At 48.8% G+C, this 26,395-nt stretch carries 30 protein-coding genes and 3 pseudogenes; 12 read left to right on the top strand and 21 right to left on the bottom strand.

From position 1 onward, the window contains the following. Positions 1 to 135: 135 nt before the first annotated feature. On the bottom strand, positions 136 to 312 hold the full coding sequence (locus tag ABIC15_RS07940; RefSeq protein ID WP_012370320.1) for a hypothetical protein: 177 nt from the start codon (positions 310 to 312) through the stop codon (positions 136 to 138). A gap of 218 nt (positions 313 to 530) precedes the next feature. Here ABIC15_RS07940 and ABIC15_RS07935 point away from each other — a divergent pair, with 218 nt between their 5' ends. Next, positions 531 to 740, top strand: coding sequence for a helix-turn-helix transcriptional regulator (locus ABIC15_RS07935; RefSeq protein WP_014970328.1), 210 nt, complete (start codon positions 531 to 533; stop codon positions 738 to 740). Then, the gene (locus tag ABIC15_RS07930) at positions 737 to 1,213 is read left to right on the top strand and encodes a hypothetical protein (RefSeq protein ID WP_354020389.1); all 477 of its coding nucleotides are present in this window, start codon (positions 737 to 739) and stop codon (positions 1,211 to 1,213) included. The genes ABIC15_RS07935 and ABIC15_RS07930 overlap by 4 nt, the downstream gene beginning before the upstream one ends. 4 nt (positions 1,214 to 1,217) lie before the next feature. Here the strand turns inward: ABIC15_RS07930 and ABIC15_RS07925 are convergent, their stop codons facing one another. The 4 genes from ABIC15_RS07925 to ABIC15_RS07910 form a co-directional block, all read right to left on the bottom strand. Next, positions 1,218 to 1,637 (bottom strand): GNAT family N-acetyltransferase, encoded by a 420-nt coding sequence (locus tag ABIC15_RS07925; protein WP_131504094.1) that lies wholly within the window; start codon positions 1,635 to 1,637, stop codon positions 1,218 to 1,220. 90 nt (positions 1,638 to 1,727) lie between these two features. Then, positions 1,728 to 2,231 carry a YusW family protein gene (locus ABIC15_RS07920; protein ID WP_354020388.1) on the bottom strand — a complete coding sequence of 168 codons (504 nt, stop codon included), beginning with the start codon at positions 2,229 to 2,231 and terminating at the stop codon, positions 1,728 to 1,730. Positions 2,232 to 2,318: 87 nt separating this feature from the next. After that, positions 2,319 to 2,738 carry a universal stress protein gene (locus ABIC15_RS07915; RefSeq protein WP_214849383.1) on the bottom strand — a complete coding sequence of 140 codons (420 nt, stop codon included), beginning with the start codon at positions 2,736 to 2,738 and terminating at the stop codon, positions 2,319 to 2,321. 17 nt (positions 2,739 to 2,755) lie between these two features. Beyond that, positions 2,756 to 4,219, bottom strand: a complete 1,464-nt coding sequence (locus tag ABIC15_RS07910) for a SulP family inorganic anion transporter (protein WP_354020387.1) — start codon at positions 4,217 to 4,219, stop codon at positions 2,756 to 2,758. A gap of 339 nt (positions 4,220 to 4,558) precedes the next feature. Between ABIC15_RS07910 and ABIC15_RS07905 the strand changes: the two genes are divergently transcribed. Then, the gene (locus tag ABIC15_RS07905; RefSeq protein WP_012370313.1) at positions 4,559 to 5,116 is read left to right on the top strand and encodes a hypothetical protein; all 558 of its coding nucleotides are present in this window, start codon (positions 4,559 to 4,561) and stop codon (positions 5,114 to 5,116) included. A 48-nt stretch (positions 5,117 to 5,164) separates the two neighbouring features. Here the strand turns inward: ABIC15_RS07905 and ABIC15_RS07900 are convergent, their stop codons facing one another. The 6 genes from ABIC15_RS07900 to ABIC15_RS07875 all read right to left on the bottom strand — a co-directional run bounded on the left by ABIC15_RS07900 (position 5,165) and on the right by ABIC15_RS07875 (position 9,971). After that, positions 5,165 to 6,826: an FAD-dependent oxidoreductase gene (locus tag ABIC15_RS07900; RefSeq protein WP_354020386.1), complete on the bottom strand. Its 1,662-nt coding sequence runs from the start codon at positions 6,824 to 6,826 to the stop codon at positions 5,165 to 5,167. A gap of 19 nt (positions 6,827 to 6,845) precedes the next feature. Next, on the bottom strand, positions 6,846 to 8,150 hold the full coding sequence (locus ABIC15_RS07895) for an arsenic transporter (protein ID WP_012370311.1): 1,305 nt from the start codon (positions 8,148 to 8,150) through the stop codon (positions 6,846 to 6,848). Between the two features lie 103 nt (positions 8,151 to 8,253). After that, positions 8,254 to 8,571, bottom strand: coding sequence for an ArsR/SmtB family transcription factor (locus ABIC15_RS07890; protein ID WP_012370310.1), 318 nt, complete (start codon positions 8,569 to 8,571; stop codon positions 8,254 to 8,256). 89 nt (positions 8,572 to 8,660) lie between these two features. Beyond that, positions 8,661 to 8,945 (bottom strand): hypothetical protein, encoded by a 285-nt coding sequence (locus tag ABIC15_RS07885; RefSeq protein ID WP_012370309.1) that lies wholly within the window; start codon positions 8,943 to 8,945, stop codon positions 8,661 to 8,663. Then, positions 8,935 to 9,396, bottom strand: coding sequence for a VOC family protein (locus tag ABIC15_RS07880; protein WP_354020385.1), 462 nt, complete (start codon positions 9,394 to 9,396; stop codon positions 8,935 to 8,937). Before ABIC15_RS07880 ends, ABIC15_RS07885 begins: the two co-directional genes overlap by 11 nt. Further along, complete coding sequence (locus ABIC15_RS07875; RefSeq protein ID WP_012370307.1) at positions 9,393 to 9,971, bottom strand: GNAT family N-acetyltransferase; 579 nt, start codon at positions 9,969 to 9,971, stop codon at positions 9,393 to 9,395. The genes ABIC15_RS07880 and ABIC15_RS07875 overlap by 4 nt, the downstream gene beginning before the upstream one ends. A gap of 175 nt (positions 9,972 to 10,146) precedes the next feature. Here ABIC15_RS07875 and ABIC15_RS07870 point away from each other — a divergent pair, with 175 nt between their 5' ends. After that, positions 10,147 to 10,905, top strand: a complete 759-nt coding sequence (locus ABIC15_RS07870) for a bacteriorhodopsin (RefSeq protein WP_012370306.1) — start codon at positions 10,147 to 10,149, stop codon at positions 10,903 to 10,905. Between the two features lie 52 nt (positions 10,906 to 10,957). On the opposite strand, the gene ABIC15_RS07865 is transcribed toward ABIC15_RS07870, so the two are convergent. Together ABIC15_RS07865 and ABIC15_RS07860 are read right to left on the bottom strand one after the other, a co-directional pair. Continuing rightward, the gene (locus tag ABIC15_RS07865) at positions 10,958 to 11,398 is read right to left on the bottom strand and encodes a hypothetical protein (protein WP_354020384.1); all 441 of its coding nucleotides are present in this window, start codon (positions 11,396 to 11,398) and stop codon (positions 10,958 to 10,960) included. Positions 11,399 to 11,509: 111 nt separating this feature from the next. Next, complete coding sequence (locus ABIC15_RS07860; RefSeq protein WP_354020383.1) at positions 11,510 to 13,093, bottom strand: methyl-accepting chemotaxis protein; 1,584 nt, start codon at positions 13,091 to 13,093, stop codon at positions 11,510 to 11,512. Between the two features lie 284 nt (positions 13,094 to 13,377). Between ABIC15_RS07860 and ABIC15_RS07855 the strand changes: the two genes are divergently transcribed. Then, complete coding sequence (locus ABIC15_RS07855; protein ID WP_354020382.1) at positions 13,378 to 14,430, top strand: C45 family autoproteolytic acyltransferase/hydrolase; 1,053 nt, start codon at positions 13,378 to 13,380, stop codon at positions 14,428 to 14,430. Positions 14,431 to 14,481: 51 nt separating this feature from the next. Here the strand turns inward: ABIC15_RS07855 and ABIC15_RS07850 are convergent, their stop codons facing one another. The 3 genes and pseudogenes from ABIC15_RS07850 to ABIC15_RS07840 all read right to left on the bottom strand — a co-directional run. Beyond that, on the bottom strand, positions 14,482 to 14,955 hold the full coding sequence (locus ABIC15_RS07850; RefSeq protein ID WP_354020381.1) for a GNAT family N-acetyltransferase: 474 nt from the start codon (positions 14,953 to 14,955) through the stop codon (positions 14,482 to 14,484). An 18-nt stretch (positions 14,956 to 14,973) separates the two neighbouring features. Continuing rightward, complete coding sequence (locus ABIC15_RS07845; protein WP_354020380.1) at positions 14,974 to 15,555, bottom strand: GNAT family N-acetyltransferase; 582 nt, start codon at positions 15,553 to 15,555, stop codon at positions 14,974 to 14,976. Positions 15,556 to 15,605: 50 nt separating this feature from the next. Next, a pseudogene (locus ABIC15_RS07840) lies at positions 15,606 to 15,914 on the bottom strand (VLRF1 family aeRF1-type release factor); the annotation flags it as partial. A 29-nt stretch (positions 15,915 to 15,943) separates the two neighbouring features. On the opposite strand from ABIC15_RS07840, the pseudogene ABIC15_RS07835 reads away from it, so the two are divergent. Continuing rightward, positions 15,944 to 16,156: pseudogene (locus ABIC15_RS07835) on the top strand (zinc ribbon domain-containing protein); the annotation flags it as partial. 219 nt (positions 16,157 to 16,375) lie between these two features. Continuing rightward, entirely contained in the window at positions 16,376 to 17,248 is an 873-nt protein-coding gene (locus tag ABIC15_RS07830) for an AI-2E family transporter (protein ID WP_354020379.1), read from the top strand. 114 nt (positions 17,249 to 17,362) lie between these two features. On the opposite strand, the gene ABIC15_RS07825 is transcribed toward ABIC15_RS07830, so the two are convergent. Further along, positions 17,363 to 17,764, bottom strand: coding sequence for a DedA family protein (locus tag ABIC15_RS07825; RefSeq protein WP_354020378.1), 402 nt, complete (start codon positions 17,762 to 17,764; stop codon positions 17,363 to 17,365). A gap of 53 nt (positions 17,765 to 17,817) precedes the next feature. On the opposite strand from ABIC15_RS07825, the gene cls reads away from it, so the two are divergent. After that, a complete protein-coding gene (gene cls, locus ABIC15_RS07820; RefSeq protein ID WP_354020377.1) occupies positions 17,818 to 19,257 on the top strand; it encodes a cardiolipin synthase in 1,440 nt (479 codons plus the stop codon). A gap of 272 nt (positions 19,258 to 19,529) precedes the next feature. Further along, a complete protein-coding gene (locus ABIC15_RS07815) occupies positions 19,530 to 20,573 on the top strand; it encodes a Fic family protein (RefSeq protein WP_041261595.1) in 1,044 nt (347 codons plus the stop codon). Between the two features lie 124 nt (positions 20,574 to 20,697). Here the strand turns inward: ABIC15_RS07815 and ABIC15_RS07810 are convergent, their stop codons facing one another. From ABIC15_RS07810 to ABIC15_RS07800, 3 genes and pseudogenes are all read right to left on the bottom strand, one after another. Further along, on the bottom strand, positions 20,698 to 21,141 hold the full coding sequence (locus ABIC15_RS07810) for an NUDIX domain-containing protein (RefSeq protein ID WP_214764896.1): 444 nt from the start codon (positions 21,139 to 21,141) through the stop codon (positions 20,698 to 20,700). Then, a complete protein-coding gene (locus ABIC15_RS07805) occupies positions 21,141 to 21,722 on the bottom strand; it encodes a YdeI/OmpD-associated family protein (RefSeq protein WP_354020376.1) in 582 nt (193 codons plus the stop codon). The genes ABIC15_RS07810 and ABIC15_RS07805 overlap by 1 nt, the downstream gene beginning before the upstream one ends. Positions 21,723 to 21,737: 15 nt before the next feature. Continuing rightward, positions 21,738 to 22,400, bottom strand: a pseudogene (locus ABIC15_RS07800) (Type 1 glutamine amidotransferase-like domain-containing protein). Positions 22,401 to 22,676: 276 nt separating this feature from the next. Between ABIC15_RS07800 and ABIC15_RS07795 the strand changes: the two are divergent. The 3 genes from ABIC15_RS07795 to ABIC15_RS07785 are packed head-to-tail and all read left to right on the top strand — an operon-like array spanning position 22,677 to position 25,265. Further along, positions 22,677 to 23,684, top strand: coding sequence for an ROK family transcriptional regulator (locus ABIC15_RS07795; RefSeq protein ID WP_354020375.1), 1,008 nt, complete (start codon positions 22,677 to 22,679; stop codon positions 23,682 to 23,684). Beyond that, positions 23,681 to 24,859 carry an MFS transporter gene (locus ABIC15_RS07790; RefSeq protein WP_354020374.1) on the top strand — a complete coding sequence of 393 codons (1,179 nt, stop codon included), beginning with the start codon at positions 23,681 to 23,683 and terminating at the stop codon, positions 24,857 to 24,859. Before ABIC15_RS07795 ends, ABIC15_RS07790 begins: the two co-directional genes overlap by 4 nt. Before the next feature lie 25 nt (positions 24,860 to 24,884). Further along, the gene (locus tag ABIC15_RS07785) at positions 24,885 to 25,265 is read left to right on the top strand and encodes a VOC family protein (protein WP_354020373.1); all 381 of its coding nucleotides are present in this window, start codon (positions 24,885 to 24,887) and stop codon (positions 25,263 to 25,265) included. 91 nt (positions 25,266 to 25,356) lie between these two features. Here ABIC15_RS07785 and ABIC15_RS07780 read toward each other — a convergent pair whose 3' ends face one another. After that, on the bottom strand, positions 25,357 to 26,298 hold the full coding sequence (locus tag ABIC15_RS07780; protein ID WP_354020372.1) for a sensor domain-containing protein: 942 nt from the start codon (positions 26,296 to 26,298) through the stop codon (positions 25,357 to 25,359). Between the last annotated feature and the right edge of the window lie 97 nt (positions 26,299 to 26,395).

Below are 26,395 nucleotides of genomic sequence, written 5' to 3'. Positions count from 1 at the left end.
GCAATTCTTCGCATGTTGACCGCTTTTTTCCAGTGATTTCCTTCTTAGTGTACCGAAAAACAATTCGACCGCCTACTCTTTAACAGAAGCAAACAAAAAAAACAGAGCGTCATCCGACACTCTGTTCGTTGTTCCTTAGGATGATTGCATATGTTGCCAGTCGTCTTCATCAAAGATCGACTGGACCCATTCGGTGGAAACATATAATGATTTGGCGATGGCTTCGTCGGATTTCCCGAGTTTACGCAGCAAATGGACGATTCGAATCCTTCGCTCGAGTTCACGCTCGTCAGGTAACAATTCCGGCATCATGTCGGCGCCTCCTTTCTCTCTTTAAGCCAACCGTCATCGTTTTGTGTAAGTTACCCGTTTATCGGTTGAATATTCCGATAATTCAAGAGGTTCGATGATTTTTGATAAAGAGTCTCAAAAAAGTAACAGTCTGTTTTTTGTTCACATGTAAAACGAACTTTACAAAATGTAAAACATACTTTACAATTTAAATACCAACTAATGAAGGAGAAACTGTGATGAAGCTGACGAACCGGGTTAAATCGTTGCGGAGCAGCAACGGATGGACGCAGGAACAATTTGCTCAGATGATTGGTGTTACGCGTCAAACCATCATTTCGCTTGAAAAAGGCAGTTACACCCCATCTCTGTTGCTTGCGATGCAGATTGCACGGGTGTTCGAGCGTCCGGTCGAATCGATTTTCTACTTGGAGGAGGAATCGGAATGAAACGTGTCATCATTCAGTCGTGTTTAAACATTTGTATGTATTTTTTGGCAGCTATTTTCATTAGTTCTATTCACGATCAACTAAATGTTTTTCAAAATGATCCGGTCAAAGGAACCGGCTTCAATCTGACACTGGACCTTTCCATTATTCTTCCTGTCATACTGGTCGCAATTGGTCTTTCGGTCACCGGCTACTGGATGCGAACAGATAAGAAGAGTTCTTTTTCCAAGTGGTCGTCGTCGACTACAGAGTTTTCTGATCAAGATGAACGGGAAGAAGTGATCACAGGAAAGGCAACACGCGCCGCCTATGTGACTTTTTTAATTACTTTACCCGCTCTAATGATTTGCTTTTTATTTGATGTTCCGCTGATGTCGATTTTTCCAAACTTTTCATTTTACGCCATTGCGCTCGTCTTAACAGCAGGAACGCTTTCCTATATGGCGGCCTGGGTCTATCATTACCAACGCTAAACACTCATAAATGCTTCACGAAAAAGTACTGGGTCTGTCCTTCCGCCGGATGATCGGGCAGACGACCGTATTCCTCGAATCCGAGTTTTTCATAAAAGCCCGGTGCCTGAAAGCTGAACGTATCAAGCAAGATCTTACTGCATGATTTTTCTTCGGCAATCGATTCGATTTTTGCCATCAGCTGTTTTCCGGTACCGCCGATTCGGTTTTCCGGGTCGACCCACAAAAAGTGCACTTGCAGATGATTCCACACATAACTTGCCGTAACACCGCCGAGGAGTTGCTCGTCTTCATCCCATGCCAAAAAGCAATATGGTTCCGTTTCCGTAAAGAGCGTTGCCGGAACGTGTTGTCGGTTATAAGCAATCAGTTGTTCCCGGATCCATTGCCCTTCTTCCGTCGTACCGCTTGTGATTTCCATCATTCAAAACCCCCGATTGAAATATTTTACAATACGTTCTCATCATATCATAGAGAGAAAAGAAAAAGAGGCGCCGCTTGGCACCTCTTTTTTTTACTTCTTAAATTCTTTTTCTGTACCATCGGCAAACTCGATCTCGATTTCAAGACGGGTCGCGTCATTGATGCCAAAGACTTTCTCGACTTGAGCAATCGCGTCATCATTTGACGTATCGGCATCAAGGTTCAGTTCGTCGAGCTTGGCATCCAGCGTCTTCATCGCTTCATTGCCTTGCGCCTGCTCACCGTTCATCTTGTAATCGGCTTCCGTCCCGTCGTTATCACGGTCATAACTAATGTCGACGGCGTCCATCATGTCCGAAGTATCTGCCTCAACTGACAGACTGACGAATCCGTAATCTTTGTCGGCATTGTCCGTCACTGTATCCTGATCTTGTGTACCTGACGTATCGTCGTTCATCGTGCTGTCATCCGTCATCGAATTATCATTTGTCGTTGTCGTTTCCTCGACTTTTTCCGTTTCCTGATTGTCCGAATTGCCGCATCCTGCGGCAAACAGGGCAAGACCAAGAACCGGTACCAAATATATCTTCTTCATTAGAATGACCCCCTCTTTTTTTGACTATACCCCGGGTCAAGACACATAAATCATTTTAATGTGCGATTTCAGAAAAAGATTCACTCGTCACTTCACAATCAAAACCGGACATTTGACGCGTTTGGCAATCTTATGACTGACACTACCGAGCATCATTTCCTGCAGACTGTTTAACCCCCGGCTGCCGATAATCGTTAAATCGACCTGCTTTTGATTGGCGTGATCCACAATTGTCGGACCCGGCTCACCGCGAAGAATCGTCACGTAATAGGAGACATCTGCTGCTTCGAGCTTTTCTTCGACCGGTGCCAGTCTTTTTCTGCGGGCCACTTCAAGCCCTGCCGTTCCTTTCGTATGCAGGACATCGTCTTTAATTTTTCCAAAATCGGCGACGAAAACGACTTCCACCTGACTGTCCGGACTGAGCCGGGCAATCTTAATTGCTTCTTCCGCCGCCCGGACGGAATGGTCCGAACCGTCGACGGCTAATAAGATATGTTGATACATAACCGTTCCCCCTTAACTCAATGTGTGGAAATTTTCGGGATCGGATCCTGATGAACCGCCAACCGATCAATCAGTTTCTTACTTTCCGGATTCAATCCGATCAGTTCGACTTTGTTTTGATTCGCCATCAAGCGGAGCATCACCTTGTCAATCGCTCCGACGGCCGAATCATCCCAAATTTGGGTGCTGCTGAAATCAATCCGGATTTGTTGGTTCGTCCCCTCATAATCAAACGAAGCGATGAAATGATCAACCGACGCGAAGAATAACGGACCTTTGACGGTATATACCGTTTTTCCGGACGTTATCTGTTGCTTGATCTTGATTTTCGAGACTTTGGCGACAAAGAACAGGGCACTTAACACGACACCTGCCATGACGCCGATTGACAGATCATGTGTGGCAACGACGATGCTGACTGTCGCGAGCATCACGAAGGCATCGGCTTTCGGAGCTTTACGGAGATACGTAAACGACGACCAGTCAAACGTGCCAATTGAGACCATGATCATGATTCCGACAAGAACCGGCATCGGAATTTGAACGACCCAGTTTCCGAGGACGATGATCAAAAACATCAGGAACAGCCCGGCGATAAGTGTCGACAGCCGCCCACGTCCTCCTGACTTGACGTTGATGACCGATTGACCGATCATCGCGCAACCCGCCATTCCGCCAAAAAATCCGGTGATGAAGTTCGCAATCCCCTGCCCGCGGGCTTCCTTGTTTTTTTCACTTTCCGTGCCCGTCATATCGTCGACGATCGTCGCCGTCAGCAATGATTCAAGTAATCCGACAATCGCGAGTGCCAGTGAATACGGGAAAATAATTTGAAGTGTCTCGAAGTTCAATGGGACGTCCGGCAAGAAAAACGACGGTAACGACCGTTGAATCGTTCCGAGATCACCGACCGTCCGTAAATCGACGTTTAAATAAATCGCCGCAATCGTCAGCACGATGATTGCAATCAGTGGTGCCGGAATCGTTTTAAGAAAACGCGGTAACAGATAGACAATTGTCAGCGTAATGGCGACGAAGACGTACGTCATCGTGGAAATCCCGATGAAATGCGGGACTTGGGCCATAAAAATCAGAATCGCCAGTGCATTGACGAACCCGATCATGACGGCACGCGGAATGAATTTCATGACTCGTGCAATCTTGAAGACCCCAAAGAGAATTTGAATGACTCCGGTTAAGATCGTTGCAGCAAGCAGATAATCGAGTCCGTGCTCCTTGACGAGCGGAACCATCAACAGGGCCATCGCACCGGTCGCTGCTGAAATCATCCCCGGCCGGCCACCAACAAAGGCAATGATGACAGCGATACAAAACGAAGCGTATAATCCGACCATCGGATCGACTCCGGCGATGATCGAAAAGGCAATCGCCTCCGGAATTAACGCCAGGGCGACAACGATGCCTGCCAACACATCACCTCTGATATTTGAGAACCACTGTTCTCGTAGACTCATTTTCATTTATTTCTTCCACCTTTCTGTTGAGAACTGTTTCTTTCTCAACATCCTGTCCTGTTTTGAATATCCACAGTCTAGCACCATTGGTTTCAAAAAGGAACACTTTTGGTCTTTTTATTTTCAAACGATAAATTTGATCCATACTAAAAAGGAGTTCATCCGAATCGATGAACTCCTTGTGTAGTACCGGAGTTGGATTTGAGTAGGTCGCTTAAACGTCTTCGGAAATCCTATCCTGAGCATACAGTGGTGATGACCAAAAAATGATTCATTTCAGTGCGCTTGTTTGCTAAGCTGAATGTAATTTCACAGAATCAATAGTTTGCACAGGAGGAATTTTAAATGATTGAATCCGTGATTTCTCTCCTTTCCCCACTCTTTGCCTCTGCTCACGTCAGATGGGGCATTGGTGGTTCGGTTCTCCTCGCCCACCATGGGTTGGTGGAGCATCCAAACGATGTGGATTTGCTCTTTCATCCGGACGATTTCGCTGTGGCTGAACGGATTTTGAAGCAGTTCGGTAAACAACAGCCGTCTCAAGATAAAGGAGTTTTTTTGACACGCCGGTTTGAAGAATACACGATTGGAAGCGTTGAACTGGATCTCATCGTCGATTTCAAAATTCAACATAAAGCAGGCGTTTTTTCATTCATTTTTGATGAGACGGCTATGACGGAACAGGTCAGTTTCGGTGGACAACGCTATCCGTTCATGCATCTTGAGGATTGGTACGTCTTCTATCTATTGATGCCGGGACGCGAATCCAAAGTCCGTCTCCTTGAAGACTACTGGCAGTCTCACCCGCTCGACGCGCCGGAACGGTTACAAACCGCACTCGCTGCTTCCTTGCCGGACAGCATCCGTCAACGGATTGAGCATACTTACCGGTATGCACAGTAAAAAAAGCGGCTCTTCTGCGAAGAAGAACCGCTTTTTGTCATCGGACCATTACTCGGTCAGACACTTTTTGCAATGTTGATAGTTTTTATTACCGCCGGATAAGTTACAGACATCCGTAAAACCTAGGTTTTTGAGCACGTTTTGTGCGGCGTTCCCGGTCACCCCTTTGTTACAGTAAACAATCGTCGGCAACGTCGGATCGAGTTCCTTCGCCCGTGTCCGCAGTTCACCGAGCGGGATATGAATCGCGCCGTCGACGTGATTTTTTTCGAACTGGGCTTTCGAACGGGTATCGATGATTTGGAACGACTTGCCGCCGGCGACCTGTTCGATCAACTCATTTGGTGTCATCAGACGGGCTGTTTTTTTAATCGCATTGTCGAGTGCCATTCCGGTATAGAGCACCGGATCCTTTGTTGTCGCAAACGGCGGCGCATAGGCAAGATCAAGGTGGAACAGATCTTCTGCTTTTGCCTTGAACGTAATCGCTGTCGCGAGGACATCAATCCGTTTGTCGACCCCTTGCGGACCAACGATTTGTGCGCCAAGGACCCGTCCTGTCGCCCGGTCGGCAATCGCCTTGATCGTCATTTCTTTTCCACCCATATATTCCGGACGATCCGGTTTAATATTGTGGAGAACTTCGATGTCGTATCCGGCTTCCCGCGCTTCTTTTTCCGTCAAGCCGGTTTGGGCGACCGTCAGATCAAACGCTTTGAAGATGCCGGTTCCAAGAATTCCGCGGTGTTCCGCTTCTTCCCCGGTGATGACCATCCCGGCAATCCGGCCCATCTTGTTGGCGGTCGAGCCGAGCGGACGATAAATCGCTTCTCCGGTAATGACGTAGAAACTTTCCGCGACGTCACCGACGGCATAGATATCTGCCACGTTCGTCTGCATCTTCCGGTTGACGGCGATTGCGCCTGTCTGACCAAGCCCAACGCCGATCTGTTTGGCGAGCTCCGTATTCGGTTTGACCCCGACTGACAGGATGACGAGCTCTGTCGCAATTGATTTGCCACTTTCAAGGGCGATGTCCGTGACCCGCTCCGTCCCGTTTAATGCCGTCACCGATTCTCCGAGCAACAGTGAGACGCCTTTATCTCTTAAATGATCAGCAACCCGTTCTGCCATGTCACGGTCAAGCGGTGGCATGACTTGCGGCAAACGTTCGACGAGTGTCACCTGAATCCCGCGGTATGACAGTTGCTCGGCCATCTCAAGACCGATGAAACCGCCGCCGACAATCGTTGCCGTTTTTGGATTATGGACGTCGATGTATGAGCGGATCGCATCGGCATTCCGGACATTGCGCACCGTGAAGACGTTGTCGTGATCGACACCCTGTAAGGGCGGAACGATGCTTGATGCACCGGTCGCAAGCACCAGCGTATCGTACGTATCCGTCAACCGATCACCGGTCGCCAGATTAACGATGGTCGCCGTTTTCGTTGCGTGATCAATCGATTCGACTTCGTGTCTTGTGTGGATGTCGATGTTATAACGTTTTTTGAAGAATGCGGCATCGCGCGGTGTCAATTCGTCGATGTCGGCAATCTCACCGCCGACGAAGTACGGAATCCCGCAACCGGAATAGGAGATGTCCTGATCGCGGTCATAAATCGTAATCTGTAAATCTTCACTGTTCCGGCGTGCTTTTGCACCGACCGATGTTCCGGCGGCAACTGAACCAATGATCAACAATTTCATGTAAGTGTCCTCCTGAAAATTAATAAAGTAACAAGCTGATGTACAATCCGAGCAACGTAATCGCAAGCGTTGGAATCGTCAGGATCGTACCGATTTTAAAGTATTGTCCCCAGCCGATTCTGACACCTTTCGAGCGTAAGACATGCAACCACAGCAGTGTTGCCAGACTGCCGATCGGTGTAATCTTCGGACCTAAATCGGAACCGATGACATTGGCATAAATCAAGGCTTCACGGATGATGCCGGTCGTCTGACTGTGCTCGATTGCCAGGGCATCAATCATGACGGTCGGCATATTGTTCATAATCGATGACAGAATGGCGGCGAGGAAGCCCATCCCGAACGTCGCACCGGCAAGCGTCGTCGCAAAACCGTCGATGACTTCGGCAAGCACTTGCGTCAACCCGGCATTTTGCAGACCATAAACAACGATATACATTCCGAGCGAGAAGAAGACGATCGCCCACGGTGCACCGGCGATGACTTTTTTCGTCGGCACACTAGGTGAACGACGCGCCATCAACAGGAAGAACAAGGCGATGACGCCGGCAACGAGACTGACCGGAATGCCGATGAAGTCACTCGTGAAGTAGCCGACGACAAGCAGCACGAGAACCAGCCACGATAACTTGAACATCCGCTGATCCTTAATTGCCGTGCTCGGTGCGACAAGTTGCGTCACGTCGTAGGTCTTCGGAATACTTTTGCGGAAGTAAAGATACAACACAAGCAGACTGCCGATGACGGAAAAGACGTTCACGAAGACCATCCGTGAGGCATATTCCGTAAAACCGATGTCAAAGAAGTCGGCCGAGACGATATTGACGAGGTTGGAGACGACGAACGGCAGACTCGCCGTATCGGCAATGAAGCCGGACGCAAACACGTACGCCAAAACGACGTAGTCCGGTAATTTTAAGTAGCGGACTATGGCAAGAACAATCGGTGTCAGGATCAAGGCAGCCCCGTCGTTCGCAAACAAGGCGGATACGAGTGCGCCGAGCAATGTCAGGTAAACAAACAGTTTGACGCCGCCGCCTTTTGCGATACGTGCCATGTGAAGCGCCGCCCATTCGAAGAAGCCGATTTCGTCCAAAATCAACGAGATGATGATCAGGGCGATGAAGGTAAAGGTTGCGTTCCAGATGATGCCCCAAACCGTCGAGACATCATCCAGATTCACTGCGCCGGTCAGTAAGGCAATCAATGCCATTCCTATCGCGGAGTAGCCGATGCCTAGACCTTTTGGTTGTTTGATGATTAAAAATAAGGTGATCAGGAAAATCCCGATCGCAAGTAGATGTGTTCCGGTCAATGCGTTCACTTCATTTCTTGATTAATTTTTTCCTCTGTTTTACAACGGCTAAATACATTTTTTCTTACATAACATTTCCGTTATGTATCAGCTCTGTTTATTTACTTAAAACTCAGCAACTCTTTGGTAAAGAAACTGGTAATGGTTCCATCGAGTTTAAGATCGTCAACAACAAGTCATGTTGCGGATGATCCGGATTCAATCGGAAATAAATCCATTGCCGTTCACGCCGTTCCAAAATCACCTGTGCTTGACGCAACAATTTTAAGTGACGGCTGACGGCGGGTTGTGAGATATCAAACATTTCGACAAAATCACAGACACAATGTTCCCGGGCATGCAACCGACGCAACACTTCAAGACGTGTACTGTCACTGAGCAGTTTCAAGAACTGGCTCATCTCTTCGACAGGGTTCGCCGTACGAATCAAGTCAATTCCTCCTTTCCGGATTGAGCTTCAACGGGAAAATCGTCAGCCGACACGTTCAGACTGACGATTTTCTCTATATAACCAATTTATTATATAACCTCTTTGTTATTCAAGTCTTTTTTTAGCTGACGTCTATTAAAACGGGGATACAATTGATTTACGATTAAAAAATAGGCAAAAAATGCAGAAAAATAAAAGGTGATGAATTTGTTCATTTCCGTTGTACTCAGCCAGATTGATTCATCGTACATCAACCGTCCAGATGCCGTGATGACGACAGGATACGTCGCAAGCGTCAGACCGATCAGGACGAATAAACAAACACCAAGATCATTGAGCCAGACTTGCGTGCTGCCTTTTGAATTACGAAACATCTTTTCCCTCCTTTAGTTTAAGATAGTTTTCTGCTATTTCCAGTATGATGCCTTCCGGTCCCCTGACATAACAAATTCGGTACGTTTCTCCAAACTGCTCTGCCGGACTGATTGAAGTATAGCCCTGCTCGTTCACGATTGTCATCATCGCGTCAAGCGACTCGACATTGAGACAAAGATGACGAAGACCTGCCGCGTGAACTTCGTTTGATGATTGACCAGTATCGACTGGATTCTGATATTGAACGAGTTCAAGCCACGTCTCTCCGTCGGGTACGCCGAGAGCGGCACATGAAGTCTTGACGTTACGCAGACCGGTAATCCGGTCGAGTTGCGGTGCGGACGATTCCCATTCACCTTTTACGACGAATCCCAGGCTGACGAAAAAATGTGTCACTTCCACTAAACTCAGTACGTTGATACTGACATGATCAATCCGGTTCACTTTCATACCGGTTTTTCCTGTGCGTGTTGTTCCCGTACCATCAACTGATAATCTGGTTGCAGCAATGAAAAAATTCGTCCATCGTGCGACGAGCCGTCTTGATAAAGATAACCACGCAAAATCCCTTCCTCTTCGAATCCGAGTCGTTTTAACAGTTGAACGGATGCCTCGTTTTCTAAAAATGTCACGGCACCCATCCGGTGTAATGCCAGTGTCTCGAAGGCATATTCCAACACAGCTTGAATCGCTTCTGCTGCATAACCACGCCGCCAGTGCGCAGGATCAAGTTCAAAGCCGATCTCCGCCTTTTTGCTGTACAGGCTGAGGTGATTCAGACCAAGCGTCCCGATAAACGTCCCGCTGTCACGGATCAGGATACCCCAACGAATGCCTTGTTGCGTGTCATACGTCTGTTTGAAAGACCCTATGATGTTCAACGCATCGTTTTGTTCACGAAGCGGATCCATTCCGTAAAAGCGGGTGACGGTTTCGTTCGATAAGATATGAAAGAGTGACGAAGCGTGTTCCGGTGTTACTTCCACCAGTGCGAGACGGGATGTTTCTAAAGTGGGAAAAGGCATATTGATTCCTCCAGTTTTGATGTCTTGGTTTCGGTTTGAATCTTTCGTCTAACTTGTGTCTTTTCAGTACCTCACCGCACATCACGCAACGGTTGAAGCACTTCGTTGTTGCCAGTGTCGTCCTATACTAAATGTATAGAAACGCGTGTTTTGTGTAATGAAGGAGTGACTGATCATGGAAGAAGTCAATTTACTCGTTCTTGCCACGCAGTATATGTTTTGGGTCGGATTCGTCGGAATGGCCGCCGGGACACTCTACTTTTTAGTCGAACGGAATTCACTGGCACCGGAATACCGCTCCACCGCTACCGTCGCTGCACTCGTCACCTTTGTCGCGGCCATTCATTATTACTTTATGAAAGATGCCGTCGGAACGTCCGGTCTGTTGTCAGAAATCGACGGTTTTCCAACAGAAATCCGTTATATCGACTGGCTCGTCACGACGCCTCTGTTGCTAGTCAAGTTTCCATTGTTGCTCGGTCTGAAAGGTCGGCTCGGCCGGCCCTTGCTGACGAAACTCGTAATCGCTGACGTGATCATGATTGTCGGCGGCTACATCGGCGAATCCTCAATCAACATCGCCGGCGGTTTCACGCAACTCGGACTGTGGTCGTATCTGATTGGATGTTTCGCCTGGATCTATATCATCTATCTGCTGTTTACGAATGTCACGAAAGCTGCGGAAAACAAACCGGCTCCAATTCGCGATGCTCTTCTGAAAATGCGGTTGTTCATCCTGATCGGTTGGGCCATCTATCCGATCGGTTACGCTGTCACGTTGTTTGCGCCGGGAGTTGAAATCCAGCTCGTCCGCGAATTGATTTACAACTTTGCCGATTTAACGAACAAGGTCGGGTTCGGTTTGATTGCCTTCTTCGCCGTCAAAACGATGTCGTCGCTATCGTCTTCCAAAGGAAAAACGCTGACGTCCTGAACGGATGTTTGAAACAGTTCCGCCTCGCGGTGGGCTGTTTTTTTGATTCTTTTCATTTTTCCAAGTGGTTAAACTCATGGTAATCACTTTTACTGGAAAACCCGACCAGTTCGACGCGTCCGTTGCGATTAACATTGTACTCATACGCAGCATCCGGTTCATTTTGAAAAACAACGGTTATGAAATAAGGATTAACGTGCTGATATTCGTCTTTTTGAAAAGGAACGGTTGAGATGGTCCACTTTTCGCCTGGAAACTCTTTCGCAAGATATGGTTTGACGGCTGCCACGTTTTCCTGAATCTGCGCTTTGATGTCTTCGTCATCCGGCTGGCTCATTAAAAAACTGCCGAACATCAGACAGAGCACTCCTGCCGTCATCAAAGCCAACATCCGTTTTTTTCCCGTCTTCACAAAGCCGAACACGACAATTGGAAGCACAATCAAACCGAATATTCCATATAAAATCCATTCAATGATTTCATGTGGTCCCATATCCGTAACCTCCCTTAATCGCTTTTTCTACCTATTACTGTTCACCACCTCAAATACCTGCTTTTTCCATTAAAAAAACAGATACCTGTTTTTAGGTACCTGTCTGATTTATTAGACGTTAAAACGGCTCGACAACCGTTTTAGGTCTTCTGCCATGGTCGCCAGTGATTGCGACGCGGACGAGATTTCCTGCATTGAAGCCATCTGTTCTTCCGTCGAAGCCGAAATATTTTCCGTTCCGGCGGCCGTACTTTCCGTCACACCTTGAATCTCCCGCATGATTGCGGAAATCTGTTCACTACCGGCCGCCATTTCCTGAACGGCACCGGACACTTCTTCGACTTGCCCCGTCACATCACTAATGGACCGTTCGATTGCTTCAAATGAAGCACTCGCTTCGCCGGCAACCTGAATGCCGTTCGTCATTTCCGTCGTGACTTTTTCCATCGAAACGACGGACTGTTCCGTTTCTTGTTGAATGACTTGAATCAAACTCTCGATTTGTTTCGCGGCTAGTGCCGATTGTTCAGCGAGCGTCTTGACTTCGGCAGCGACGACAGCAAATCCGCGCCCTTGTTCTCCGGCTCTCGCTGCTTCGATTGCCGCGTTCAGTGCGAGCAGGTTCGTCTGCGCCGCAATACCCGTGATCGAATCGGTGATTTGTCCGATTTCCTGCGACCGGTTGCCGAGTCCGACGATGACGTGACCGAGTTCCGTAAAGTCGGTGTTGATCCGTTCCATCTGCTGTCCGAGCTGGCGGACGACCTGACCGCCGTGGGTGACCTTGTCCATCGCATCACCCGTCGCATCCGTCATCTGTTGGGCATTCCCGGCGACCTGACTGACACCGGACGTTAAGTCCTGGACAGTCCGCGATGCCCCGGACACCTGGTTCAATTGCTGGCTGGCCCCGCTTGCGATTTCTTCCATCGTCACGGCGACCATTTCCGTCGCTTTTGTCGTCGCTTCCGCATTCGTACTTAATTCGTCCGATGCTGTCGCAACGTGTTTCGACGTATCCGTCATTTCGATGATGACGTGATGAAGTTGCTCCGTCATCGTATTAAACGACGTCGTCAATTGTCCGAGCTCGTCTTTGGAAACGTAGTCTCCGCGGACCGTCAAATCACCTTCACCCGACTGCTTCATCCAGCCTTGCAGCGAACGGATTGGTTTGGTGATCAGACGCGTGATATAGAGTGCAAGACCGGCAAACAATAACAAGGCGAGCAGGAAAATCCCGAGCATGATGTAAAAAGCAGTCTGCTTTTCCTGTTGGTTCAGTGCGTTGATGTCTTTCGACTGTTTTGTCATTGACATCATCAGACTCTTCGCCGTATTGGCGACTTCGTCCCGTGTTTTCTCGAGACTTTCCGAATAGAAGCGGTAGCCCTGTTCCTTATCTCCCTGTGTGACCAGATCCTGAATCGTGCTCAAGCCGTTATCATATGCCAAGACACTATCCTTTAAGTTCTCGACTTGTTTTTCTGATTGTTTCGTCGGTACAGATGTACGTTCGAATTTGTTGAGGGAAGAACGGATTTGCGCTTGCCGTTGATCGATTCGTGCCCCCAATTCTTCAATACGGGCCGGATCTTTCGTCAGCATCATTTCGACGAGGAACGAATCAAGCGCCCGTGTATCAATCCGGATTTGCGCCACTTCCTGGACCGGAATCAGATTTTCCTTATACATCGCCTACGAGGCATTTGACATCTGATTTAAAAAATAGAGTCCTGCACTGGCTAATAAAATCATCGCGACGATGGCCGTCGCAATCAACAGTTGAATCTTTTTCCGTACTGATAAATTTTTCATTATGTAGACCCCTCCCACCTGTTTATCGGTCAGTTCCACAAATGATTCAGTCTTTTCTCATTTTTCATATTCCGGATGTGTTGTACTAAGCCCTGGTTTACGACAGGTCGTGGCAGATTCGATATAATCAGAATCATACAGAAACAAAAGGAGTGAACGCTGTGCAGTCTGTCTCAAACGAAATTACGCAGTTCCGCGGCACGCACTATGAGTTCGGTCGCGAACAGGGCCGTTACGTCAAACGCAACGAACTGTTGCATAACCGTGAAGATAACTGGAAAATCCGGGTTCCCCGTTTTCAGGTCGATCCGGCCGAAACAAAAGAGATGTTTCTCCGCTACGCCCCGTATATCTGGGATGAGTTACTCGGCTTACAGGATGAGCTCGAATTATCGCTCGCCGATACGTTGCTTCATTTTGGCCATTACCGCGTCGAAGGACCGAGCAGCGGCTGTTCCATCATGACGGGCGATAACTTCCTCGTCCGTAATTATGATTATCATCCGATGACGTACGATGGACGCTTCTCTGTCTTTCAACCGACGGATGGCGGTTCCGCCATCATCGGCCCGGCGTCCCGTGTCACCGGGCGAATGGACGGGATGAACGAACATGGTCTAGCGATGGGCTACAACTTCATCAACCGGCGCCGTCCGGGCGACGGCTTCGTCAGTTTCATGATCGGGCGAATCATCCTCGAGACGTGTACGTCGGTCGAAGATGCGATATCACTTGTCAAAGAGATGCCGCACCGCGGATCCTTCAGTTATGTCGTTCATGACCGGTCGAACCGGTCATTCGTCATCGAGGCGACAGCCCGCGACATTGAAGTCCGGGAGACGAATCTCTGTACGAATCATTTTGATCTGCTGCAACACGAAAATCGGTTCCATCTCGACGATTCAAAACGCCGGATGATGGAACTGAAGACGCACCAGCATTTGATTCAGGATGCGGAATCGGCATTCCGTCTGTTAAACGATTCCGATAAAGGGGTCTTCTCCGAGTTGTACAGTCACTGGGCAGGCACGATTCATACGTCAGCCTATTTCCCGACCGACATGAAAGTCTGGTTCGCTCTCGGCAGTGATCAAGAGCCGGTTACGTTTGATTTTAAAGATTGGCTGGCCGGAAACGACTTTTCGTCCACACACATTCATGGCGAACTTGAAACGGATATCCAGTTCGCAAATACCCTTCAGACGTGGCGCTGAAGACAACAAACACCTCTGTCGTCCATTTTGGACAACAGAGGTGTTTGTTTGTCAGTTCAAGGTTTTCGTCATATGTAAATCCGTCGTGACGAATCCGGTTGTCTCATAAAGATGAATCGCCCGCGTGTTATGCGCAAAGACATGTAATTTGATTTTTTTAATGTTCATCCGTCGGGCGACCTGCTCCAGTACTTCCATCGCTTGCCGTCCGTACCCTTTCCCTTGATGACCTTCTTCGATTTTGAAATCAAAGATAAAGGCGGTTCGACCGTGCGTCGATTCACTTAATTGAAACCAAATCATACCGACCGGCGGCTGTTCGGGATCGTCAACGATCGAAAACAGATAATGCTGTTTCGTCTGGATACCGTCCGGTAATAATTGGCCGTACTCGGCGGCTGACCGGTCAAGCGCTTCTACCTCTGCCCATGTTCCGGCCTTGACCTTCTCTTCGGCATATTCCTTAATGGCTTCCGGTAAGTATGCAGCATAGGCCGCTTCTGTCATTTTCATGAATTGAACCATTCCGTGGCACCTCCTGCTTTAATTCATTTGCTGATTTTGTACGGATGATACGCACGTGCCGGACCAATCTTTTGCGAGCATCGCATAAACGGCAATATCATGATACGACCCGTACAAAAGCTCCGCGTCACGCAGAATCCCTTCCTGCTGAAAACCTAAACGTTCAGGAATCTTCCGGCTTCGGGTATTATCAACGGCACACTCGATGACGACCCGATTCAACTGCAACGTCGTAAAACAATAGTCGGTGATGAAAGAGACGACGGTCGTCATCAATCCTTTGCCGCGTCCGTTCCCGGTCAGGTAATAACCGATCGACGTTTGCCGTAACATCTGATTGATTTCGTGTAAGGCAATCGTCCCGACGAGTTCGCCCTCAAAATAAATCCCACAGGCAAAACCGTTGCCGTTCGCATAGTCTGTCAACCAGGCCGGAATGATTTCGTTCCGGTAGATGTCGGGTCCGGTCGCCCCGTCAACCCAGCCGAGCCATTCCCGCAAGTGATCCCGGTTGGCGTCAATCAGCGCGTAGAGCGTCTCGGCATCCTGGCGCTCAATCAATTTCACACTTAGTTGATCGGTAATCTGGTGCATGAACATGTTTCTTCACTCCCTATGTACGTCTAAAGCTATACTTTAGACGTCGACGCTCAAAATACCTGCTTGAGAATCTGTTGTTGGCTCGATTGCGACAAATTTTTATGAATGACCTGTTTGGGTTTTGTCGTTAACGCCTGCTCGAGGAAATTCGCTTGTGACCGCTCGCCGATGACGATGATCTGATCCCAATCCAGTGATCGGTTTAGTTTTTCGACCTCTCCCGACAACTCGCGGTAAAACCGTTCTGCCTGCTTTTCAACCCGATCGCGGAAATCATCCGTCTGATTGCTGCTTGAAGCACCACTTCGTCCGCTTCGTCCCTGATAACGCCGCCACTGTCCAGTATCGAGATCCAGCTCGTAGTCATGCGTCGCCTCGACTTCTCCAAGTCGTAAAGGTCGGCAAGACCTTTTCTTCTAGTCAACTGTGTTCCAGTTGCGGACATCAACACCAAGACGTGAAACATCTTGGCTTGCGGAAATGGACACGTCCGATTTGCGGGATCCATCACGACCGGGATGTGAACGCAGGACTGAATCTCAAACAAGAAGCCGAACGTATCTTAGCTTCTTCAACCGTCGGGACGACGGGGCTAGCCTGATCAGGTTTCGACCATTAGGTCGGATAACTCAGGAATCCTTCATCTCTAAGCGAAGCATAGGTGGAGGTAGTTCAACCGCTGTTCGTTCTGTTTACAACGATCTTCACTCCGTTCATCGTCGCCGGTATCCTGTTTTATCTGTCCGTCGGCTGCGCTCGCGCAAGCTGGCTATTTTCATCGTCCTCGTCTTACTACTAATCATCGTCACGGGTTTTTCTGTTGACCTTATTTCCGCTCATCACGAAACAGCTTTTCGCTTTCATCGGTGCCGTACCCGGTTTTGCCGAGCGTCTCTATACCCAATCGTTATCCCTCTATGCGAAATATGGAACCTCCATCCCGACACTCGACAATCAATTGTCGTCTGTCGAGAACTCGATGAAAAGTGCGACCGCGCTTCTTGGAAACGTCTTTTCCTCAATTGCCGGTTCTGTAATTTGGCTGATTCAATTCATCGCTTCGACCGTCTTCACATTATTCATCGCCCTGTTTTTATACATTTTCATGCTGTTCGACGGGAAAAAACTACCGAATGCCTTAGTCCAGTTCATCCCGGTCGGTTATCGCAAGGAGGCGCTGTTGATTTTAAAAGACATGAACGGAACGATCCGCTCGTATGTCCGAGCGCAATTGATTGTCTGTTCCTTCGTCGGGAGTCTCGCGACACTTGTCCTCTGGTGGCTCGATGTTCCGTACTTCTTACCGCTCGGTCTGTTCATCTTCGCGACGAACATCATTCCGTACCTCGGACCGTTTCTCGGTGCGGCACCGGCCGTCTTGATCGGCTTTTTGGACGAACCAATCAAAGGACTGTATGTCATCATCGGCATTACGATCGTCCAGCAACTGGATGCCAATGTCATCTCGCCGCTCGTCCAGGGAAAATCCCTGAAGGTTCATCCGATTACGATCACGGTCGTCTTGCTCGTCGCCGGTCAACTGGCAGGGATTCTCGGCATGTTGCTCGCCGTTCCCTTTTACGCCGTCGCAAAAGTGACGGTCCTCAACATCATCAAGTTGGCACAACTCCGGAAGACCGCGTTACGGGCGGACAAACCAGTTCCGGATCGTGTCCCGGAAAATCCAACCTAATACACCCGTCAGAATCAGCAGGCCGGGTAACAGGATGACACCGCCATGGGTCGCCCACCACATCGAAAAGCGGTTTAACAGACCATAGGTACCGAGACGATTGACGAGAATCGTCTACAGCATCGCATAAACGCCAGTTCCGGCTAGCGTTACCAGCACATACAGACGGTATGGATAGGCCAGCAGTCCGGACATATAGTGGATCGGCCGCCGGACACCGGGCAGGAAAAACGACATCGCGATGGCGACCGTACCTTTTTCCTGCAGAATCGCTTCCGCTTTCGCCAGATGTTTATTGGTCAATAACTTTTGAAAGAAGGGCAGTTCCCGAAAGAACCGGGGAATCGCATAAAACAGATTAAAACAGATGAAGCAAGCCGACCAGACCAACAGAAAAATCACGGCAGGGTTTTGATTCTGCCGGAGCCAACTGCTGATTTGACGGATGACCAGCAGATCATCCGAAATCGGGATGAATAGGATACTCGAGATGAACCGGATCCATTCCGAAAACATGCTGTTCCCCTCCCGTCAAAGTCCTATTTTCTGAAAACGAGGTGTTCGTATTGATGGACTATACCCTAATCCTGACGATTTTGCTCTATGTCGTGTTGATTGCCAACTTTGCAGCAGCAATCGCCATCCTGTTTTTTGAGCGGCGCGATGTCAGTGCAACCTGGGCCTGGCTGATGATCCTCTTGTTCCTGCCGGTCATCGGCTTTTTGATTTACTTGTTGTTCGGCCGCTCCTTGAAACAGGATTCGTTTTATCATGTGCCGGAAGATCGCCGGTTGGCGCGCGAACAAGACCTTACCGAACAGGCAGCTGAAGCGATTCCCCCCAATACACCACTTTATCCGTACCGGAAGCTGATTCAGGCGAATCGTTCATCAGGTGCCCTGTTGACGGAGGCGACGGACGTCCGGAGCCTGTTCGACGGTCATCAGAAATTCGATACGTTACTTGCTGACATTAAAAGCGCGCAAGTCAAAATCAATATCCAGTATTTTATCTTAAAACGTGATCCGCTCGGCGACCGTCTGCTGAACGCTTTGTTCGAACAGGCCAAGCGCGGCGTCAAAGTCCGGATTCTGTATGACGCCGTCGGTTCGTGGAAACTGAAAGCCAAGGATTTCGCGTCGTTCAAACAGGACGGCGGCGAGGTCCGCTCGTTCTTCTCGTCGCCGCTCGGTATCTTCAACCTGCGCATCAACAACCGGAATCACCGGAAACTCTGTACGATCGACCGGCAAATCGGCTATATCGGCGGCTTTAACGTCGGATCGGAATACCTCGGGGAAGACGAACAGTTCGGCTACTGGCGGGATACCCATCTGCGGGTTCTTGGTCCGGTCGTCGAAGAACTCGAATTTCATTTCGAACAGGACTGGGACGCTGCGAGCAACGAGCGGACCGACTGGTCGACCGCACCGATTCCGCCGCATGCTGCAGCGACGGATCATGTACCGGTTCAAATCGTGACGTCCGGTCCGACATCCGAGACGGAGTATTTGAAAAATATGCTGATTCAGATGATTCATTCTGCCGAAAAATCGGTTTACATCCAGTCGCCCTACTTCATTCCGGATGCCAGTTTCATGGACGCCTGCCAGATTGCCCTGGCTTCCGGCGTTTCGCTCAAAATCATGATTCCGAATCAACCGGACCATCCCTTTGTCTACTGGGCGACGTACGCGGCAGTCGGCGAATTGATTCAACACGGGGCCGAAGTCTACACGTACGAAATCGGCTTCATGCATGCGAAGACGATTGTCGTCGACGGGAAAATCGCTTCGGTCGGGACGACGAATATCGATGCCCGGAGCTTCCGGCTGAACTTTGAAATGAATGCGATTTTGTACGATGCGGCGATTGCAGAAGAACTGGAGCTGCTCTTCTTATCGGACGTCGCCGACAGTGCCTTGCTGACACGAGAAAAATACGCCGCCCGTCCGCGGATGATCCGCTTTAAAGAAAGTATCTCGCGTCTGTTGTCACCGATTTTGTGACGTTACGAGTAGCTGCAATCGTTTAAATCATAAATTAGCTCATTTTCATGTAAACATGTTCATTTTAATTGTTTTTGACTATGTTTAACTGTTTTAAATCCATATTAATTAGTTCATTTTTGAATAAACATACTCATTTCATCCTAAAATGAGTATGTTTATTCTTTTTGAACACGTTTAAATACGTTATAGTTTAATTAAACATATTCATTTCTTTAATAAATGAATATGTTTAGCTATCAATGAGTCTATTAATGAAAGAGGCGCTACATGTGAGAAACTATACGTATCGTTATTTAAATACCATTGCACTACCGATGGAAACAGTCCGCTTGATCAGCCGGATCAATGAATATAAAGGAAAACAAGATTTATATAAACAACAGGCTCCTCAAGTTCTCGATACGTTACGAGACGTAGCTGTCATTCAGTCGACAAAAGCATCGAACGCGATTGAGGGAATTGTCGTTACAGAAAGCCGCCTCCATACCATCATGTCGAAATCAGCCGATCCCGCCGACCGTTCTGAGGCGGAAATTGCCGGTTACCGAGATGTTTTGAATTTAATTCATGCTTCAGCACGAGATATCCCGATCAATGCGAACGTATTATTACAACTTCACAAGGAGCTTTATAAATTCGTTCCCGTCGAGGGTGGACGATGGAAGAATGTCGATAACGAAATCAGTGAATCCTTTCCTGACGGGACACGACGAACACGTTTCGTTCCGGTGCCGGCATTCGAGACTCCTGCCTCAGTCCAGGCATTATGCGATAGTTTGCGTGAGCGGCGACAACAAGAAGATGTCGATCCACTTATCTTGACGAGCCTCTTTGTACTCGATTTCTTGTCGATTCATCCATTCAATGATGGAAATGGTCGGATGTCACGCTTATTAACACTATTACTACTTTACCAGGAAGGTTTCGAGGTTGGACGGTACATTAGTCTGGAAAAGATCGTCGAGTCGCGTAAAGAAGATTATTATGAATCGCTTCGACTATCCTCTATCCACTGGCATCAGAATCAGCAAGATCCTTTCCCGTGGGTAAACTACCTGTTGAGCACAATCCTTGCCGCGTATAAGGAACTCGAGGATCGGGTCGGACTGATTACGACCGGCAATCAAAATAAGGCGGGACGAATTCGTCAATTTGTCGAAAGCCGAATCACACCGTTCACGAAAGCAGATGTCCGTAATGCCTGTCCGGATGTCAGCGAAGCCACCATCAATCGGCTTCTGCGTGAACTTCGGGATGAGGGACTCATAAAACCGTCAGGACGTGGACGAGGAGCAAAATGGATCAAAAGATAACCTTGATCTTACCACTCGTCCTAGGATTCTAAAAATGAAAAAGCATCGAGTACACGTGACAATCCCGAATACCTGATGCTTTTCATTTTTCTAGGTATTAGATTCAGAGGTGTTCTTCCTTATACTATAACCCTCCCCTGACTGCCCACGCCTGATGTGTATGAAACAATTCATTCACTGATTGAAGTGGCTGCCAGACTAGACGATGATCCAGTTCACGGGAAACTTGAATCTGCTTTAGCAATCGTATCTCAAAAAAGGATGCATCATTCAGGATCGCTTCTCCGCTTGGTGCCATTAGATACTGTTCGGCACGGCCAATCAACGCATCAATTTGAATCGTAAACCTGGTCTCTTCAAGTAGCTCTCTGTGGAGTGCTTGCTCCGGTGTTTCTCCTCGCTCGACTCCCCCACCCGGCAACAAAAGATTGTTCCATTTAGTCTCGACGGTTAAAAATGTCTGCTGTCGTTGATCGTATGCGATGCCATAGACACTTTGCTTATACTGGTAGTGTCGTCCCTTCAGTTTCACACCAAAAGTCGGTTTCTCCTGTTCAGAATCCATCATCAGTCATCTCCTTTATAGTCTCCCGTCAATTTCCCTCCGTCGTCATAGCGACCAAACAGTCGCCGTTGCGCCATATAGTTCAAAAACTTGGTCAGACGTTTTTCATACTCCGCGCTGTCTCGCTTGCAGTCCTGGATATAACTGATCCTGACACGGATGTAGAGCTCCGGCAACGTCCGGAAAAATTGATAGGTGTCCGGATCTTTTTTCAGTTCCGTGATGATGATGTGATCAATTTCAAACGGTACTGTCAAGTCAGGTGTCACCTTTATCCCTTGTTCTCGCATCTTTCCGAGTGCCATCAGTCGACGAACCCGTTCTTTATTCAGTTCGGTCCAGTGACTGTTTGTCCGACGCGGTGTAAATCGCTGAAGCAGACGGTCCCCGTCCTTCTTTTTAATCCCGTCAATCCAACCAAAACAAAGTGCTTCTTCGACGGTTTCGATATAATCCAACTGATATTTTTCTGCATCTTTTTTATCAAATACGAGCCAAACTTCGGTCTCTGTCAGATGATGGTTTTCCAGCCAACTCCGCCATTGCCCGATATGTTCGACGTACAATTGTGTCGTGATCTCCACTGGTCTCACCTCAGTTCAATCAAATCGTTTCCAGTGACCTTCTGAGATCACTTTCACTACGCCATCAACAACCTGAATCGCCGTTTGATCATCAATCGCATAGGATGGTCCTGTGAGATCAGCCGCCCATTTGACGGCTTCGTCCAATGTATTTTCCGGTAACAGTTCGTGATCCAGATGGGGGAAAATCGAAAATTCAACTAATCCAAGGGTTTCATCTGTCGTTGTATGAGGTGCTGTCCACTCCACGAACGCATGACCAATCCTTGGTGTCAGCACCATACTGCCGGCACTCAATCCGACGTAGACTGCTTTTAGCGAAGGCAATCGGTCGGCAAGTCCCGACTTTTTCATCCAGTAGTTTAAAAATAAGGGATCACCGCCATTTACCAACAACACATCGGCCTATTCGACAAGCGGCACCCAAAGTGATTCATCGAGACTCGGTAGTGCCGTCAATTCGAGAACACCGACCGATTTAAATCCTAATTCACACATCGGAGTGGAACCCGTTCCTGTGATGAACGAGTATGCGTGGTACGGTCCTTCTTTCATTCCGTAGACGGCTGTCGGAATGCAGAGGGCATGTGCTTCCTCAATCGGTTTTCCGAGTAGATCGACGAGCGCCCGACGTTGGCTGTCATTTTGAATGCCGCCTGAAGTCAGCAATAATTTCATAAGAACCCTTCTTTCTGCTTAAAATATCGAACCATGCTGTGATTTTGTATATTTTTCCATTTTCAAAAGATTTCCCTGCCGGTCATCCAGCCCCTTTCAGCCGTGCGGGTCATGTGTGCAAGAACTTTGGCAGCCGTTACCTACATCATGGTCCTCTTGATTCGCGTACGACAAACAACTTAAGTTTTTAAAAGCATTTGCTTTTTAAACCTCTGCTTGCTACACTCAATCCGAGCACTTATTAAAATATTTTAAAAAGTATAAAGGAGGTCCCTCATGGCCGGTATGAACACGGACTTATTAACCCAGTTGCGGCAAGCCCTCTTATTCGATCGGCTTCAGACGATTCCGGAACTGAGCCGGACGCTTTCGACGAGTTTCCCGACAATCAAAAAACATTTGGACATTTTAATCGAGCACGGTGAGGTCGATGAAGAGGATTCGGATGTATCGAGCGGCGGACGTCCGGCTAAACGCTATCGTTCCCGGGCCGATCACACTCACGGATTGGCGCTGTATCTCGAACTCGATGCCATCGGTTACCGGATTTTCGACGCTGTCGGCACATTACTGACGAACGGAACGGAATCCGTTCCCCGTCAGCAACCGCACGTTCCGGCTCTCGTCTGCCTGATTCACCGGTTGCTTGCGCAAGATCCGCGTATCACTTTTTTAAGTGTCGGCGTGGCGGCATCTGTCGAAAACGGGCAAGTCTTTTTTGCACCGGATTATCCGTCTTTGCAACAGGTCGATCTGAAACAGACGCTCGAATCCGAGTTCCACTTGCCGGTCGTCGTCGAAAATGACATGAATGCCGCCGTCATCGGCTTTCACGAAGCCTATCAGCAGCGGCAACAGTCCCTGATTTATTTGTACTTAGGAAAAAACGGACCCGGTTCCGGGATTTTAATCAACGGACAACTCGTCCGCGGCAGCAGTCACTTCGCCGGTGAGATTTCACTTGTCCCGCAGTATGACAAGGCGACGTTCGGAGAACGGATCGCCGAGCGAAGTGACGTCTTGAACGCGGACACGATTGATGCGATCAGCCGCTTGACGACGACGTTCGCTGCAACGCTGAATCCGCATCTGTTGATTTTTAACAACGCGGAAGTAACGGCGTCAGATTTGGAACAGATCCGGACGACAACAGCACGGTATATTCCGGAAGCCCATATTCCCCGGCTCGTCCGGAGTAACTGGGAAACCGATTATCTGAACGGCTTGACGCGTCTCGGATTACGGCTTCAGACAGAACAACCAATAAAGGGGACATCATTATGAGTGGAGTCTGGTTACTCAGCATCATCTATCTTGCCTTCATCAGTTTAGGATTACCGGATTCGTTACTCGGCGTCGCCTGGCCCGTCATGCGGACAGAGTTCGGGGCGAATCTCGAAGTCGCCGGCTGGCTGTTCATGACGATTGCCGGCGGAACGATCATCTCGAGTCTTTTCAGCGGCAAAATTCTCAACCGGTTCGAAACGAGTCATATCACCGCCTTTTGTGCTGCAGTCACGGCTGGCAGCCTGCTCGGATTTTATTTTGCCCCTTCGTTACTGTGGCTGTTTCTGCTTGCGGTTCCGCTTGGTCTCGGTGCCGGCGTCGTCGATGCGGCGCTCAATCATTTTGTCGCGACCCGCTACAAAGCGCATCATATGAACTGGCTTCACTGCTTTTGGGGCGTCGGCGCAACGGCCGGACCGTTGATCATGGCGGCGATGATGAGCGAATCCGGTGACTGGCGCAACGGATATCTGACCGTCGCTCTGGTCCAGTTCGGTCTTGCCCTGCTGCTCGTCCTGAGCGTTCCGCTTTGGAAACAGGCACTGGTCGCCATCCCAGCACAGCCTGACGATTTGTCTTTACACGGGACACAGGCGAAGCGTTTGACCGGTCTCCCGTTCGCCCTTGCCTCGTTTGTCCTCTATTGCGGTGCTGAAGCATTGATCGGTTTATGGGGCAGCAGTTATCTCGTCCAGGTGAAGTCTTTTTCCGTCGAGACAGCGGCCACCTGGATTTCCGTCTATTACGGCAGCATCACCGTCGGCCGGTTTTTGAGCGGTTTCTTATCACTTCGGATGTCGAACCGCCAGTTGATCCGGTTGGGACAAGGGACAGCCCTGCTCGGCAGTCTGCTGTTTTTCCTGCCGCTCGACGGTTTGATGATGACCGGATTTATCCTGATCGGACTCGGACTCGCGCCGATTTATCCGGCCATGTTACACGAGACGCCGGTCCGGTTCGGTCAGGATGCGGCCAAACGCTTGATGGGGGTTCAGATGGCCTTTGCCTACAGCGGCAGTACGTTCCTGCCGCCGTTGTTCGGTATTCTCGCCTCGTTCCTGACGTTACAGCTGTTCCCTGTGACAGGTTTCCTGATGATTCTGTTCCTGTTGCTCTGTTCCGAACGGCTCAACCGTATCCTTACGAAACGGGCATTGTCCCGCGCTTCCTAAATCATTCAAAAAGGAGTCTGCTCTCATGAAAATTGAACATATCGCCATTTGGGTCAAGGATCTCGAACGGATGAAACACTTTTACGAAACATACTTCGAGGCGCAGGCCAATGCGTTGTACCATAATCCGCTCAAAGGATTTTCGTCCTACTTTCTCCACTTTAAGTCAGGCCCACGGCTCGAGTTGATGCACCGGACGGATATCGACCACGATGCCCCGCGCGACCGGTTCGGTTATGCCCACATTGCTTTTTCGCTCGGCAGCCGCTTCGCTGTCGATCAACTGACGGCACGGTTGGAGGGGGACGGCTATACCCGGCTTGACGGGCCACGTCTGACGGGTGACGGTTACTACGAAAGTGTCTTTCTTGATCCCGAAGGACTGACGATTGAATTGACCGTCTGACGCCAATTCAAAAACACCATGCTGTTTCGTACGCTTCCGGTCAAGGAGACGTCGAACTTCATGGTGTTTTCTTTTGTATGTGTTCGGCCAATCATTCTGTAAACAGTTTGCACCTGTTTTTTCCTGATGATTTTGCTTCGTATAACGCGATATCCGCTTGGCGGAGCAGCGTTTTCAGACTGATGTCAGCGTCTTTGTAGGTGACGATTCCGATGCTGGTCGACAGTTCATATGTGTCCCACGTACTCAACCGGACAAGAATTTCATCTGCTTGATCGATCAATGCTTGCTGAGAATCAAAGTGCGTAAACCGAATGACAAATTCGTCTCCGCCCAAGCGGACCGCATATGCTTCTTTTTGTCCCGCAATCAGTGACTTCAACCGCCTTGCGACCTCCTGCAGAACAGCGTCCCCGGCATCGTGCCCGTACAGATCGTTGACATTTTTGAAGCCGTCCAAATCAAGGAAGAACAAAGCCCCTTCCGTCTGCGGATGTTGGTCGAATTGATGTGTCAAATACCGCCGATTGTACAGATCCGTCAACATGTCACGCCAGGCAAACCGCTCGAGTTCCAGATAATACGAAAACAGGCGGACGATCCGTTGCAGTAACTCGATACTCTTGCTCTCGAACAAACTGACTTCATCATTGATGGCGCACAATGTACCGAACTTTTCTCCGTTCGCAAGCGAAATCGGAATCCCTAAATAGGACTGAACATTTGCCCCCTCCAATACTTCCCTCATGCCGTCGAGACTGCGATCTTTTGTGACATCTTCGTATATAAGCGGTTGTTTCGTTTGAAAATCGATTCGTTGGCAGAGCGAGTAATTCAAATCAATGACCATTCCTTCTGTGACCGGCATCCGGGTCTGCTCTTCGGACAGTTTAATGATCAATTGCTCGGTCTCATTGATGGCTGATAAATAAAACAGCTGTTCCGGCAGAATCTCTTTTGCAAGATCCAGTAAATCATCTGCTAAATCATCAAATTTCGTGTACATTTTCAGTTCTTCAAAGTGTATGTTCATTCAGCACCTCGACACGTCATAGTTTTTAAACACTTCGTCTGAGTTTTTTTATAGACAGCATCTGCTAATCTATTTCATTTTACCATATATCGGATAT

The sequence above is a fragment of the Exiguobacterium sp. PvP048 genome, assembly GCF_040549175.1.
Taxonomy (GTDB): Bacteria; Bacillota; Bacilli; order Exiguobacteriales; family Exiguobacteriaceae; genus Exiguobacterium_A; species Exiguobacterium_A artemiae.
Note: the sequence above shows the minus strand (reverse complement) of the source record. Positions and strands in the feature narration are given on the sequence as shown.